The organism is Achromobacter sp. E1 (genome assembly GCF_037039475.1).
GTDB classification, from domain to species: Bacteria; Pseudomonadota; Gammaproteobacteria; order Burkholderiales; family Burkholderiaceae_B; genus Achromobacter; species Achromobacter mucicolens.
Map to the genome: position 1 here is coordinate 4556430 of NZ_CP146253.1, position 14354 is coordinate 4570783.

Below are 14354 nucleotides of genomic sequence, written 5' to 3' on the forward strand. Positions count from 1 at the left end.
CCGGCTCACGCAAACAGGTTCGCGGGCAGCGAGCCTGTTTCGTCGGGCGGCGCCAACGGTCCGCTTCCTGCTCCCGTGTTTTCGATCGCCTCGGCAATGGCCTGCATGTCCTCGGCGTCCAGTTCCAGCTCGGCCGCGCCGATCACGCCATCCACCTGCGATGCGCTGCGCGCCCCCACAATGGCGCCCGTCACACCCGGCCACGCCAACGTCCAGGCCGCTGCCGCGGCAGCGACGGTGGCGCCATGCCGTTCCGCGATCGGCTTGAAGGCATCGGCCAGCGCCAGGTTGCGTTCCAGGTCCGGCGAGCGGAAATCCGCGTGCCGCGACCGCCAATCGTCCGGCGGCAAGGCCCGTGCACGCTCGGCGCTGAACTTGCCGGTCAGCAGGCCCGAATGCATGGGGCTGTACACGATCACACCCGTGCCGTGTGACGCGCACCAGGGAATCAGGTCGCTGGCCGCAGTACGCTGGATCGCCGAAAACGGGGGTTGCAGCGTGTCCACGTGTCCCAGGTATTCGGCGGCGCGCAACTGCGCCAGATTGTGATTCGACAGACCGACAGCGCGGACCTTGCCCGCCTGCTTGAGGTCCAGCAACTCCTGCCAGTACGCCTCCAGCGGTGTGCCGTCGCCCGCAGGCCAGTGCATCTGGTAGAGGTCGATGCGCTCGACGCCCAGCCGCCGCAGCGACCCCTCCAGCTCGCGCCGGATACTGGACGGGGCGCCCGTGCGCCGCGGCATGGCCTGCGGCTGCGCCGCCGACCACGTCAGGCCGCACTTCGTAAAGACATAAGGGCGCTCGGCGGCCGGCATCTGGGCCAGCGCCTGGCGCACGATGTCCTCGGAATGGCCCAACCCATACACCGCGGCGGTATCGATCCAGTTGATGCCGCGGTCGACGGCATGCCGGATCGCCTTGATGGATTCGGCGTCTTCCTGCGGCCCCCAGCCCACCGCCCATCCGTTGCCGCCCATCGCCCAGGCGCCCAGGCCGATGCGCGTGATCTCCATGTCCGTGCGGCCGAGCGCGACGGTGGGAAAGGCGGTGCTGCTCATGGAGAAGTGCTCATGGGTCAATGTCCTTGCCGGTCTGCGGCAGCTTTACGTGCGGCTCGCCATAGGGCGATCACGTGTAAAAAACGCGCGCCTCGCAAAAAATCAGCCGTTTACGATAGCACCAGCACAAGCCGTTGATTTTATTGATTTCTGCATCAATCGACCACGGCTTGCCGCGTGGTTTTCGCGCCAAACAATGCCCTTCCAACGGCTATCCATCCCTCTTTTTTCGCAACTTTTTTGTTTTTTGCCGTGAAGTGACTTGCACACCAAATTTAGTTCGTGCATAATCTCGTTTCTTCGCCAACAGCACTAAACAAAACCGGCAACGAAACAGCAAAAAACGCGCTGTAAACAGCAAGTATCTAGCAAAAACGTTGAACCGATTGATTAGCGGAACGGGGGTATAGCTCAGCTGGGAGAGCGCTTGCATGGCATGCAAGAGGTCAGCGGTTCGATCCCGCTTACCTCCACCAGTCCAAAGCGAAGAGTAGTACAGAAAGTCCAAGTCCCCTTCGTCTAGAGGCCTAGGACATCACCCTTTCACGGTGAGTACAGGGGTTCGAATCCCCTAGGGGACGCCAGTCTTCTGGCATGCAGTAGAAGTGATGCAGTTGAAGTGACAATGTAGTTGAGTTAAGCCGCTGCGGAGCGGTAGTTCAGTTGGTTAGAATACCGGCCTGTCACGCCGGGGGTCGCGGGTTCGAGCCCCGTCCGCTCCGCCAAAAGCTCTCTCGCTCAGAGTCTTTCAAGAGCTCCGTTTTCGGGGCTTTTTTGTTTTATAAGTGTGAGACCTTGTTGTTTGAAGTTTGGGACAGCAGGACGCCCTGGGGGTATAGCTCAGCTGGGAGAGCGCTTGCATGGCATGCAAGAGGTCAGCGGTTCGATCCCGCTTACCTCCACCAGTCGCAGTACGGTAGTAACGCAGTACGGTAGTAAAGTTGTTAGTTCCGGGTCCCCTTCGTCTAGAGGCCTAGGACATCACCCTTTCACGGTGAGTACAGGGGTTCGAATCCCCTAGGGGACGCCAGCTTCCGCTGGCAAGCAGTACAAGCTGTCTTGACACCACAGCCGCAGTAAAGAAGTTTGAAAACATCAGTAAGCCGCTGCGGAGCGGTAGTTCAGTTGGTTAGAATACCGGCCTGTCACGCCGGGGGTCGCGGGTTCGAGCCCCGTCCGCTCCGCCAAGCACATTGCGCTTACCGAACGCTGCTCGCAGCACGCATCGAAAGCTCCGGATTCCGGAGCTTTTTGCTTTTGCGGATCTGCTGCAAGGCGATGCGTTCGCGGTGCAATCCCCTCCCGCTGCACCCCTTCCGCGAGACTCGTCCGTTTTGACCTCTGGACAGTACCGGCGCGCGGCTTCATGCTTGCGCGTACACGCCATGCGAAGAAAAAAGAGGCCTACGTGACCCCCAACGACGCCGCACCCCAAGCACATCGCCAACACCTGCAAAGCATCATTGCGGGCCTGAACGAGGGCATCATCCTGCTTGAGGCCGACGGCTCGATCGCCTGGGCCAACGCCAGCGCACTCGCGCTGCACGGCGCCAACGCCATCGAAGAGCTGGGCGGCACGCCCGCCGGCTACCGCAAGCGGTATACGCTTACCTACCGCAACCATCACCGCGTGCCGGCCCGCCAGTATCCAATGGACCGGCTTTCGGCGGGTGAAGAGTTCGAAGACCTGCTGCTGGATCTGGGCCGCAAGGACGACGACGAATTCACGCGCAACCTGATGGCGCGCGGGCTGGACCTGGACGATGGCGGCCCCATTCCGTACCGCGTGCTTATCCTTCACGACCAGACGGCCCAGGTCAATGCCGAGGAACGCTTCGAGCGCGCCTTCTCCGCCAATCCGGCGCCTGCGCTGATCTGCCGGCTTTCCGATCTGCGCTACGTCAAGGTGAACCAGGGCTTCCTGGAGATGACGGGCTATTCGCGCGACACGGTGCTGGGCAAATCGGCCTACGAACTGGACGTGCTGGACGGCAGCGACGACAAGGAAACCGCCGTGGCGCGGCTCAACGAAGGACAGACCATTCCGCAGCGCGAAGGCGTGCTGAAACTGCCGGATGGCACCAGCAAGTTCGTCGTGGTGGCGGGCCAGCCCATCGACATGCACGACGAACCGTGCATGCTGTTCACCTTCATCGACCTGGAAGGCCGCAAGCGTACCGAAGAAGCCTTGCGGGAAAGCGAAGAGCGCTTTTCCAAGGCGTTCCAGCTGGCGCCCGTGCCGATGGCGGTCTGTGACGGCGACACCCTGAACGTGCTGAACCTGAATGACGCCTTTGCGGCGGCCACCGGCCTGTCGCTGGACGACAAGGCGGAACAGGACCTTGTCGAACTGGGACTGCGTCCGTACGAAGGCATGCTGGCCGGCCTGAAGCGCGGGGAAAGCGTCCGCAACCGCGAAGCCGTGATGATTGCGCGCGACGGCGGCGAGCTGGACTGCCTGGTGTCGGCCGAACCGGTCATGATCGGCGGGCTGCGCCGCGTGCTGATCGTCATGCAGGACATCACCGAGCGCAAGCGATCCGAGACCGAACTTCTTACCGCGATCGAGGCAGTGATGCAGGACACTTCCTGGTTCAGCCGCGGCATCATCGAGAAACTGGCGCAACTGCGCCAGCCCGCCCCCGCCACGCGCGACGTGGCCGAACTGGCGCAGCTCACCTCGCGCGAGCGCGAAGTCCTTGGGCTGTTATGCCAGGGGCATGACGACGACGGCATCGCCAAGGCACTCAAGCTGTCGCGCAACACCGTGCGCAATCACGTCGCCACGATCTACAGCAAGATCGGCGTGCATCGGCGCAGCGCCGCCATTGTCTGGGCACGCGACCGCGGCATCACCGGCCACGAAAGCGCCCGCAACCGCGATAAGCAGACGAAGTCCTGAGACCGGCCGGGGGTTGATTTACAATTTGAATCAAAATATTCACCCCCTCGGCGTCTCCGAAGATGCCGTCGCTTTAGAACTCGTGGCCGCCCAAAAGCGGCCATTTTCATTGATCGCCCCGGCAAACCAACCTTAAATCCGCGCTTATCACCCGCATTGCGCAAATCGGCCGCCCCTTCTTACGATCCGCCGATCCAGCCCCCGGCCCCACTGGCCACCGGGGCGAGATCCGGCCACGAACGAAGGAGCCCCCGATCATGCAGACTGCGACCATTCCCGTTCCAACGGTGCCCAAGCGCCCGCCCGCCTCGGCATGGAGCACCGACGCCATCATGGCGCTCTACGAGCTGCCGTTCATGGATTTGATGCACCGGGCGCAGCAGACGCACCGCGCCCATTTCGATCCGAACGTGATCCAGCTGTCCAGCCTGCTGTCGATCAAGACCGGCGGCTGTCCCGAGGATTGCGCGTATTGCCCGCAGTCCTCGCACTACGACACCGGCGTGGACGCCGACAAGCTGATGCCCCTTGAGGACGTGGTCGCCGCGGCGCGCGCGGCGCAGGCGGGCGGCGCCCAACGATTCTGCATGGGCGCCGCGTGGCGCAGTCCCAAGCCGCATCACCTGGATGCCGTGGCCGAGATGGTCAGCGCCGTCAAGGCGCTGGGCCTGGAGACCTGCGTGACGCTGGGCATGCTGAAAGACGGCCAGGCCGAGCAGTTGAAGGACGCCGGCCTGGACTACTACAACCACAACCTGGATACCTCGCCGGAGTTCTACGGCAAGATCATCTCCACGCGCACCTACCAGGACCGCCTGGATACGCTGGACCGCGTTCGCGACGCCGGCATCAGCGTATGCTGCGGCGGCATCGTCGGCATGGGCGAATCGCGCCGCGAGCGCGCCGGCCTGATCGCCCAGCTCGCCAGCATGGAGCCCTACCCCGAGTCCGTGCCGATCAATAACCTGGTTCAGGTCGAAGGCACGCCGCTGTCCGCCGTGGAGGCGCTGGATCCGTTCGAGTTCGTCCGCACCATCGCGGTGGCGCGCATTGCAATGCCGCGCGCCGCGGTCCGCCTGTCGGCCGGACGCGAGGCCATGGACGACGCGCTGCAGGCGCTGTGTTTTCTGGCGGGCGCCAATTCCATGTTCTACGGCGACGCGCTGCTGACCACCGCCAATCCGCAGATGGCCGCCGATCAGCGCCTGCTCGGTCGCCTGGGCATGCGGGTCGACGCGGACACGCATGCCCACCAAGAGGTGCCGGCATGCCCCTGACCCCAGGCCTTCTCTATCTTGCGGCCAGCGTCGCCTGCAGCGTCACAGTGGCCGTCATGCTGAAACTTGCACGCCGTTGGCAGGTGGACGTGCGCCAGGCGATCGCCATGAACTACGCCGTGGCCGCCCTGCTCTGCTGGCTGGTCCTGCGCCCAGACCCGGCGCGCCTGCTGGCGCCGCAAACGCCCTGGATGGTGCTGGCGGCGCTGGGCGTGCTGTTGCCCAGTGTCTTTCTGGCGATGGCCGCGGCGTTGCGGCATGCGGGCATCGTGCGCAGCGATGCTGCGCAGCGCCTGTCGCTCTTCATTCCGCTGCTGGCCGCGTTCGTGCTGTTTGGCGAGCCGGTCACGGGCCGCAAGCTGGCCGCGATCCTGCTGGCGTTCACCGCCCTTTTCTGCCTGTTGCGCCAGCCCCCGCGCATCCGCCTGTCCGAGGACACGGCTGCGGGCGACAACCGCGCCATGTGGCTATGGCCGCTGGTGGTGTGGGCGGGCTATGGCGTGATCGACATCCTGTTCAAGCAGGTTGCGCGCACCGGCACCGCGTTTGCGGGCGGCCTGCTGCTCGCCTTCCTGATGGCGGGCGCGCTGATGCTGGCGTATCTGCTGTGGCGCCGCGTGCGCTGGCAGGCGCGGCATCTGGCCGCGGGCGTGGCGCTGGGGATGGCCAACTTCGGCAACATCCTGACCTACGTGCGCGCACACCAGTCGCTGCCCGAGCATCCCGCACTGGTGTTCGCGTCCATGAACATGGGGGTGATCACGCTGGGCACCCTGGTGGGCGCCCTGGCGTTTCGTGAACCGCTCACGCGTCTGAACCTGCTGGGCATCGCGCTGGCGTTGTCCGCCATCGTGCTGATGACGCCCTGGTAGCCGGGATTCAGGTGCCCGTGCGCCGCTGGCGTTCGGGCTCGTCCTGCGAGTTGCCATCCGGGTTTGCATCCGGGGTTGAATCGCCTGCCGCACCTTGCGTGGCATTCTCCCCGACGGCCGGCCCCGCGACAGGGTCTGCAAAGGCGCCCATCGGCGTATCGGCAGCGGGCGGATCCGCCGGCGCGGATTCTGCTGCGGCCTCGGGCGGCGCCGGCGCCGCGGACGGATCGGGCTGCACCATTTCCATGGCGATGTCGTTCTCGGGGTCCACCCGCGGATCCAGCACCGCCGCCGCCGGCGAGCTTTGCAGGGTGTCGGGCATCGGCACGAAATGCGTCGGCGCCTCGTCGACCTGATGCGCGCCCGTGACGCGCGTCGGCCGCACCTGCCAGACCAGAATCACGGCGCAAGCCGAGATGAACACGTAATACATGGCGGGGCCGCCCAGCGACATCATCCAGCCGGCGATCATGGGTCCGACGCAGGCGCCCAGGCCGTACGTCATGAGCAGCACCGCCGACAGGCTGACGCGGCGCTCGGACTCCACGTGGTCGTTGGCAAACGCCGCGCCCAGCGGATACAGCGTGAACTGCAGGATGCCGAAGATGCAGGACATGGCGACCAGCGCCCAGAACGGCAACGCGATCCAGCCCCACATGACGGCAGGCAGCAGGACCAGCAGCAAGGCGTTGAACCGGATGAGACCGGCGCGATTGATGCGGTCGGACAACCAGCCCATCGGCCATTGCGACAAGAGGCCCGCCGTGACGGCGGCGGCAACGAAGATGGCGGCCTGCGAGGTGGACAGGCCGTTCTTGGCGCCGTAGACCGCCGCCAGGCCATAGAACGCGCCGGACAAGTTGCCCGCCACGAAAAGGACAGTCATGGACAGCGGCACGCGCCGCATGAAGAACCGCACGTCCAGCGGCGCAGGCAGCGGCGTGGGCGGGTGCGAGCGCGCCGTGACCGCGAGCGGCACCAGGCACAGCACCAGGCACATCGCAACCAGGGTGAGCGGACGCAGGTCGAGCGTGGCGTAGGCGGTGAGCGCCAATTGGCCGAGCACGGTGCCCAGGCCGGAAACGACCATATACACGGAGAACACGCGGCCGCGCTGGTGGTTTTCGGTCTGCTCATTGAGCCAGCTCTCGATCACCATGAACTCGGTCACCATCACGATGCCGGAGATGACGCGGAACACCAGCCAGAGCGGCATGGAATCGACCAGCGTCTGCGCCAGGATCATGCTGGTGGCAATGGCCGCACAGGCAACGAACGCGCGGATGTGCCCGACGCGGATGATGAGCTTGTGTCCCAGCCGCGCGCCGCACACAAGACCCAGGTAGTAGCCGGCGATCAAGGTGCCGATCCACACCTCGCTGACGGACTGCGCAGTCAGGCGCAGGCCCATGTAGGTATTGAACAGACCCGTGCCGATGAGCATCAGCAAGGTCGCAAAATAAAGCGACGAGAACGAAGAGATCGTGGAGAGCATGGCGTGGACAACCGCTGCTGGCTTTCAGCGCCGCGGGCCGCCGGGGCGGCCCGCAACACTGGCGGTAAAACAGGAACCTGCGGGGATCAGGCTTGCGAGAGCATGGTGGCCGCGTCGCTGACTTCGAACTTGCCAGGCGCTTCCACGTTCAGTTGCTTCACGACGCCGTCGACGATCAGGGCGGAGTAGCGCTGCGAGCGCACGCCCATGCCGCGCTGGACCAGGTCCAGTTCGAGGCCGAGTTCCTTGGTCCACAGCGCGGAGCCGTCGGCCAGCATGCGGACCTTGCCGTCGGTCTTCTGTTCGCGGCCCCAGGCGCCCATGACGAAGGCGTCGTTGACGGACACGCACCAGATCTCATCGATGCCCTTGGCCTTGAGGGCGGCGGCCTGTTCGACGAAGCCCGGCAGATGCTTGGCCGAGCAGGTGGGCGTGAAGGCGCCCGGCACGGCAAACAGCGCGATGGTCTTGCCGCGGGTCAGGTCGGCGACCTGGAACGCGTTGGGGCCGAGCGAGCAGCCGGCGGTTTCGGTTTCGATGAATTCGGTCAACGTGCCATCGGGCACGCGGTCGCCGACTTTGATCGTCATGTAGATCTCCAGGATGAAAGGGGGCAATGCATTGAGGCAGGATCGCCTCACAGCCCCCATCATAGTTCGTGCGCGGCCGGCTTGCTGCGCTTGGCGTAAGCACGAAAAGAAGATGAACAGTTCGAAACGACTCCACACGGCAGCCTCACGGAGAGGAAACGCGCGCTTGCCATAATGCCGTGGTAAAGACATCGCCCGCCGCGGCCACGAGAGGCACCGCGCCGCGAATCGGGCCTTACAGGGAGATTTCGATGCGCAGATTCCTGACCGCCCTGACCTTGGCCCTGGCGGCCGCCGCCCCCGTGATGGCGGCTCCCGACGCCGCCGAGCAGGCCCAATACGATTCGTTCGTCGTGGCCGCCGGCGCATCAAACGGCGCCGCGCGCGCGTGCGGCGCGTCCGAACCCGACCTGGCGCAGCACCAGGACACGGCGCGCAAGAATCTCACGCGCTATGCCGAAGAGTATGGGTTTGCCGCCAGCGGGTATGACGCCGAGTTTGCCAAGGGGCAGGCCGAAGGCAAGACAATGATGGAAGACATGAAGCGGTCCGGCGTCGATGGCTGCCGGGGCGTGCTGGGCGGGTTTCAGAGCGAACGGGTGATGAAGTACGAGGATATGAAGCGCGCGCTGGCAGAGGTCAGCGACGGGCTACCCGGGGAGAAGGCGCGGTAGCCCGTGGGCTCAGCCCGCGCCGCCCTTCCCTTACAACCCGTTCTGCTTGAACCAATCCAGCATCCGCGTCCACGCCTGCTCCGCTTCTGCCTTGCGGTACGACGGGCGGTAGTCGGCGTGGAAGGCGTGGCCGGCTTCGGGGTAGATGTCGATGCGCGAGGCCTTGGCGGCGGCGGAGCCCTTGGCCAGTTCGACGCGCATGCGGTCGACGTCGGTTTGCGAGATGCCGGCGTCCTTGCCGCCGTAGGCGCCCAGGACGGGGGCCTTCAGGTCGTTGACGATGGCCAGGGCAGACTTGGGCTTGAGTTCGGAGGGGTCGCCCGCCAGTTGGCCGTACCAGGCGGCGCCGGCCTTGAGTTTGGCGTTGTGGGCGGCGTAGAGCCAGACCTGGCGGCCGCCCCAGCAAAAGCCGACGATGCCCAGGCGGTCCGGGTTGCCGCCATGCGCCGCCGCCCAGGCGGCGGTGGCGTCCAGGTCGGCGGTGACCTGTTTATCCGGGACCTTGCTGACGACTTCGGCCTGCAGTTTGGGGATTTCGGTGTACTTGGACGGGTCGCCCTGGCGCACGTAGAGTTCCGGCGCGATGGCGAGGTAGCCCAGGTGCGCCAGGCGCCGGCAGACGTCCTGGATGTATTCGTGCACGCCGAAGATTTCCTGGACGACCAGGATCGTGGGCAGGTTCTTCTTGCCTTCCGGCGCGGCGCGGTAAGCGGGGATCTTGCCATCCGAAGTGGGGATCTCGACCTTGCCGGCCACGAGGCCCTTGGCGTCCGTGGCGATTGCAGTCTGTGCCGCCACCGGACCTGCCGCCAGCGAGAATCCCGCCGCCGCGGTGGTGGCGAGAAAGCCTCGGCGGTCCAGCCGCAAGGGCGGGAGCAGGCTGTCGAAGTGCGCGTCCTGGTCTTTCATCGAACAATCTCCGGGTAAAAGACGGGCACGGCGGGACGCGCCTCGCGTCCCTGCCGGGGCCTGCCGAGTTCACTTCAGGGAGAAGTCCACGCGCGAGGGTTGCCCCTCGTCCTTGATGCCATCGGCGTCCAGTTGCGGCGCGACGATGAACACGCGATCCGCGAGTCCTTCCTGGGCTTGCAACTTCTCATAAACCGCCTGCGCGCGGGCATCGGCCAATTGGCGCAGCTGATCCTCGCCGACGGGGGCCGCCGCGCGCAGCATCGCTTCCATCTGCGCGGCCGGAATGGATTTGGCCATGCCGATGAAATTGCGCGGCTTGTCCTTGAGGTCGGTGTCATCGTAGACGGCTTCGAGGTATTTGGCACGTTCCGCGCCGGAGACCTCGACGCCCTTGGGGTCGGGCTTCTTGCCGCGCGGCGCGACGTCCGCGGCCTTGGCGGCGCGGATCTTGGCGTCGACCCAGGCCTGGCGCAGGCCTTCCGTGTCGGTCTTGGGATCGGCGCGGCCGCTGATGTCCATCTTCAGGGCCGGACGGTCGGCAAGCGCCTTGGTAAGGGTCTCGATGCGCTGGAGCGAATCTTCGGTCAGCACGGCGCTGCCCGGCGCAAATTCGACATAGGACAGCTCTTCGCCGCCGCCGAACGCGGACGCGAGCAGGCTGAAGGGCGAGGTCACCGCCTTGACCACCAGGTTCATCAGCACGCGCACGACAATGCCGCCGACCGAGAACTCGGGGTCGTCCAGCGAGCCGGAGATCGGCAGATTGATATCGATGTTGCCGCGCGAGTCCTTCAGCAGCGCAACGGCCAGCAGCACGGGCAGTTTGGTGGCGTCCGGGCTGTTGGTCTTGTCGCCGAAGGTGAGCTGGTTGAGCACGACGTGATTGGTCGCCTGCAAGGCCCGGTTCTTGATCTTGTATTCCAGGTCGACCGACAGCTTGCCGCGCTTGATCGGATAGCCCACGTACTTGGCCGAATAGGTGTTGAAGCGCGGCAGGTCGACGCCCTTGGCCGAAGCCTTCAGGTCCAGCGTCAGGAACTTGGCGAACGGCTGCACGATGCCGCTGATCGAAAGCGGCGCGGTCGTGTACACGCGCCCCGTGACCTTGACCTTGGCGGGCTGGGGATTGGTGGACGAAACGGCGGTGATGTCGCCCTCGATGCTGGACAGTTCAGCGACGTAGTTCGGCTTGACGAAACGGTCGGTGAAGGTCATGCGGCCGCGGGTCAGCGTGACGCTGTTGACCGAAATGTCCGGCATGGCGGCCGCGCCGCTGCCCTTGGCCGACGCAGTGGCCGCGGGCGGCGCGGCCGGGGGCTCGGCGCTGCGGCCGGGTGTCTGGGTGTCTTGCGTGATCGAGCCGCCGGCCTGTCCGGGCGCGGCCACCAGATCCATGACGTTGAGCCGGCCCTGCGCGTTGAGCAGGATGCGGCCGTAGAAATCTTCCAGGGCGATATCGCCCAACCGCGCGCCGATCTTGTCGCCCGCCACGGAAATGTCCATGCCGGTAAAACCAAGGCGCTTCCAGTTCAGGAAGTCGTCCTTGTTGACGCGGTCCTGCAGGTCCAGGTCGGTGATGTCGACGCCGCCCTTCCAGCCGGCCTTCATTGGCGCACTGCCGGCGGCGGCGGTGAATTCGGCGTTGCCCTTGGCGCTTAGCGTGACGGCGCGGACGGTGGCGTTCAGGCTGGAGGCGAAGTACGGCGCGAAGCTGGCGACGTTCAGGTTGGACAGGTCGACCGCAGTCCTGAGGGTGAGCGGCTGCGGCGTGAAGACCCCTTTGAGGTCCAGCTTGCCGTCGCCCTGGACGCCGGCTGCGGCCACCGTGAAGTTGCTGGGGCCCGGTCCCAGGGCTAGTCGGTCGGCCGTGATGCGAAGGGACTGCATGGCGATGTCCAGCACCGGCTTGAGCGATTCGTCGCGGGCCTTGAACTGCGTCAGGTCGGCCTGCACGGCGGTGGCGGACGCATCGATCGCGCCGCCCTTCTCGCGCACGTGCAGTTGCGCGGTGGCGCCCAGCCGGCCGTCGAGCAGGGTGATGGGCGCCGCGCTGCGCACGGCCGGCGCCAGGGGCGCCAGCGCGATGTTGCCCAGACGCACGTTCATGTCGAGCGACAGCGGCTTGATGACCAGCGGCCCCTTGGCGCGCAGCCAGCCGCCGTCGGTGCTGTTGTCCATGGTCAGCCACAGGTTGATGGGCTGGTCCGGCGGCTGCGGCAGCGCCACGCCTTCGACGGTGGCGGCCAGGCCGGTCATCACATAGTCCAGCTTGCTGACCGCATCGGTGACGTAGACCTCGCCTTCATGCAGGTTGAAGGCGTCGAGCACGACCTTCCATTCGGCGGGCGCGGGGGGTGGCGTGGCGGACGCTTGATCGGCGGGCGCCGTGGCTGCTTGGTCTGGGCGCGGTGCCGGGGCTTGAGCGGCCGGCGCGGCGGGCGTTGTGGGCGCTTGAGCGGCCGGCGCGGCGGGCGCTGGACCGGCCGGTGCAGGAACCGGCGCAGGCGCGCCGGCCGCGCCCGGCGCAACCTGCGGCCCGCTTGGGGAAAGCGGCTTCAGGCCGCTGGCCTTGCGCATCTCGTCCCGCACGGGCGTGGCCGTCGGTTCCACGCCACCCAGCGCCTTCAAACCCGCGACGACGTCCTGCCAGTTCAGGTGTTCATTGGCGTGACGACGCACATGGACTTGCGGCGCCCAGAGGCCGACCTCGCCGATATACACCTGGCGGGCAATCGGCTCCAGTTCCAGCCGGCTGACGGTCAATGCGCTCCAGGCGGCCAGATTGCCGCCGGACGGGTCGCGCACGTCCAGGCGGCGCAACCCCAGGTCGCCGACGATGCGGATTTTGGGCGGCGCGTCCTTGGGCTGTTCGAAGACGACCTGCAGATTTGAGTCGAGCAGCGCGCGCTCGACCTTGAAGGGAAGCGGCATGGGCCAGACATCGGCCCACTTCTCGAGCTGCAGGCCGTCGAAGGCCACGCGCAGCGTGGACGAGGGGACCACATCGAACGGCCGCGCCACGCCGGTCAGGTCGAAGGGGCTGCCGTTGATGCGCAGGTGCAGGCGCGGCTGCACGTCGATGTCGGTGGCGTAGCCGAAGGTCGAGATGAACGGCACCCCGATGGTGAACTCGTCCACGACCTGCTTGCGGCCGGTGACCTTGTCGTCCAGCGTGATGGCGCCGTCCTCGATCACCATGTTGTTGAGCGAAAAGCGCGGCAATCCTTCGTCCGGCTTGGGCGGCTCTTGGGGCTTGGCGGCGGCCAATTCGGCCACGCGTTGTTCTATGTCAGAGAAATTGAAGCGCAGGACGTCTTCGCGGACGATGGCGATGTTAGGCTGCCGAAGCGTCAGACGGTCGACCACCGGCGCGAACCAGAACAGCGATGTCCACGACGCGCTGGCGTCCAGTTCAGCCAGGGTCAACAGCGGCGTCTGCGAGCCAGGCTGCGCCACGGTCAGGTCTTGCGCGCGGACGGTCAGCGTGAACGGATTGAAGGTGATCTTGCCCACGGAAACGTCGCGCCCGATCATCTTTGCGACGTCATCGGTCAGCACGCCGTGCAGCACTTTCGGCACCTGCCACGCTGCCACGCCAAACAGAATCAGCACGAACGCCACAATACCCAGGAGAATCTTGCCGGCGCGTCGGGTGAACCGTAGCTTGGGCATCCGCACGGGCATTGAAAGTCTCCTGATACACATTGAAGGCGATCCAACCTTCCTCTGACTGCTGGCGCGATTATCGCGCCCCCTTAACTGCTCGTCTATCATAGGCGGAACAGCGGACCCCGCCGGCCAGCCCGGCCCCGCTCTTTTCATTCATTAACAATTCTTGATCCCGATTTCCATGTCCGAGACCACCCCCACCTTGAGTCACCTGGACGAAGCCGGCCAGGTCCGCATGGTCGACGTCATCGCCAAGACGGACACCGAGCGCGTGGCGGTTGCCGCCGGCAGCATCCGCATGAACGCCGTCGCATATGGCCTCTTGACCCAACCCGGCCAAGGCAAGGGAGAGGTGCTCAACACGGCGCGCGTGGCCGCGATCCTGGCCGCCAAGCGCTGCGCCGACATGATTCCCCTGTGCCACAGCCTGCCGCTTGCATTCGTCGGCGTGGAATTCGCCTTGAACGACGCCGAGCATCGCATCGACATCCTGGCCACCTGCCGCACCAGCTACAAGACGGGCGTCGAAATGGAAGCCATGATGGCGTGCAGCGTGGCCGCGCTGACCATCTACGACATGTGCAAGGCTGCCGACAAAGGCATCGTGATCGAACAAGTTCGCCTCAAGTACAAGGCGGGAGGTAAAAGCGGTGAATGGCGCAACGATTAATCTTCTGTACTTCGCGCGCGTTGCCGAACTGGTCGGCAAGCGCACCGAAACCTGGCCCCTCGCGGGCGAATCCACCGGCGCGCAGTTGCTGGCCGCACTGGGCGAACGCTATCCCCAGCTGGAACCGGCCACGCGCCTGAAGCTGGCCATCAACCAGACGCACGCCAAGCCCACCGCCCCGATCCGCGCGGGCGACGAGGTCGCAGTATTCGAACCGGTCACCGGAGGCTGACGC

Annotated in this window: 11 protein-coding genes and 6 tRNA genes; 12 read left to right on the forward strand and 5 right to left on the reverse strand. The window is 65.7% G+C overall.

Annotated features, from left to right (window positions below; all coding sequences use genetic code 11):
- Nucleotides 1–5 precede the first annotated feature (5 nt).
- Complete coding sequence (locus V6V88_RS21180; RefSeq protein ID WP_279991226.1) at nt 6–1013, reverse strand: aldo/keto reductase; 1008 nt, start codon at nt 1011–1013, stop codon at nt 6–8.
- A 445-nt stretch (nt 1014–1458) separates the two neighbouring features.
- On the opposite strand from V6V88_RS21180, the gene V6V88_RS21185 reads away from it, so the two are divergent.
- From V6V88_RS21185 to V6V88_RS21225, 9 genes are all read left to right on the forward strand, one after another.
- Nucleotides 1459–1534 (forward strand) — tRNA-Ala (locus V6V88_RS21185).
- A 32-nt stretch (nt 1535–1566) separates the two neighbouring features.
- A tRNA-Glu gene (locus V6V88_RS21190) sits at nt 1567–1642 on the forward strand.
- A 64-nt stretch (nt 1643–1706) separates the two neighbouring features.
- A tRNA-Asp gene (locus V6V88_RS21195) sits at nt 1707–1783 on the forward strand.
- Between the two features lie 104 nt (nt 1784–1887).
- Nucleotides 1888–1963 (forward strand) — tRNA-Ala (locus V6V88_RS21200).
- 49 nt (nt 1964–2012) lie between these two features.
- Nucleotides 2013–2088, forward strand: a tRNA-Glu gene (locus V6V88_RS21205).
- A gap of 80 nt (nt 2089–2168) precedes the next feature.
- Nucleotides 2169–2245: transfer RNA gene (locus tag V6V88_RS21210), tRNA-Asp, on the forward strand.
- Between the two features lie 179 nt (nt 2246–2424).
- Nucleotides 2425–3960 carry a helix-turn-helix transcriptional regulator gene (locus tag V6V88_RS21215; RefSeq protein WP_196589451.1) on the forward strand — a complete coding sequence of 512 codons (1536 nt, stop codon included), beginning with the start codon at nt 2425–2427 and terminating at the stop codon, nt 3958–3960.
- A 257-nt stretch (nt 3961–4217) separates the two neighbouring features.
- The gene (gene bioB, locus V6V88_RS21220; RefSeq protein ID WP_338616226.1) at nt 4218–5237 is read left to right on the forward strand and encodes a biotin synthase BioB; all 1020 of its coding nucleotides are present in this window, start codon (nt 4218–4220) and stop codon (nt 5235–5237) included.
- The gene (locus tag V6V88_RS21225; protein WP_338619671.1) at nt 5234–6109 is read left to right on the forward strand and encodes a DMT family transporter; all 876 of its coding nucleotides are present in this window, start codon (nt 5234–5236) and stop codon (nt 6107–6109) included. The genes bioB and V6V88_RS21225 overlap by 4 nt, the downstream gene beginning before the upstream one ends.
- Before the next feature lie 7 nt (nt 6110–6116).
- On the opposite strand, the gene V6V88_RS21230 is transcribed toward V6V88_RS21225, so the two are convergent.
- Both V6V88_RS21230 and V6V88_RS21235 read right to left on the reverse strand, forming a co-directional pair.
- Complete coding sequence (locus V6V88_RS21230; protein WP_062838748.1) at nt 6117–7604, reverse strand: MFS transporter; 1488 nt, start codon at nt 7602–7604, stop codon at nt 6117–6119.
- Between the two features lie 86 nt (nt 7605–7690).
- Entirely contained in the window at nt 7691–8194 is a 504-nt protein-coding gene (locus V6V88_RS21235; RefSeq protein WP_338616227.1) for a peroxiredoxin, read from the reverse strand.
- Nucleotides 8195–8445: 251 nt separating this feature from the next.
- Between V6V88_RS21235 and V6V88_RS21240 the strand changes: the two genes are divergently transcribed.
- Nucleotides 8446–8868 (forward strand): hypothetical protein, encoded by a 423-nt coding sequence (locus V6V88_RS21240; RefSeq protein WP_338616228.1) that lies wholly within the window; start codon nt 8446–8448, stop codon nt 8866–8868.
- Between the two features lie 30 nt (nt 8869–8898).
- Here V6V88_RS21240 and V6V88_RS21245 read toward each other — a convergent pair whose 3' ends face one another.
- Entirely contained in the window at nt 8899–9777 is an 879-nt protein-coding gene (locus V6V88_RS21245; RefSeq protein ID WP_056326589.1) for a dienelactone hydrolase family protein, read from the reverse strand.
- A 69-nt stretch (nt 9778–9846) separates the two neighbouring features.
- Nucleotides 9847–13464, reverse strand: a complete 3618-nt coding sequence (locus V6V88_RS21250) for a DUF748 domain-containing protein (RefSeq protein WP_338616230.1) — start codon at nt 13462–13464, stop codon at nt 9847–9849.
- Between the two features lie 166 nt (nt 13465–13630).
- Here V6V88_RS21250 and moaC point away from each other — a divergent pair, with 166 nt between their 5' ends.
- Nucleotides 13631–14119: a cyclic pyranopterin monophosphate synthase MoaC gene (moaC, locus tag V6V88_RS21255; protein WP_056326583.1), complete on the forward strand. Its 489-nt coding sequence runs from the start codon at nt 13631–13633 to the stop codon at nt 14117–14119.
- Complete coding sequence (locus tag V6V88_RS21260; RefSeq protein WP_056326580.1) at nt 14100–14351, forward strand: MoaD/ThiS family protein; 252 nt, start codon at nt 14100–14102, stop codon at nt 14349–14351. Before moaC ends, V6V88_RS21260 begins: the two co-directional genes overlap by 20 nt.
- Nucleotides 14352–14354 lie beyond the last annotated feature (3 nt).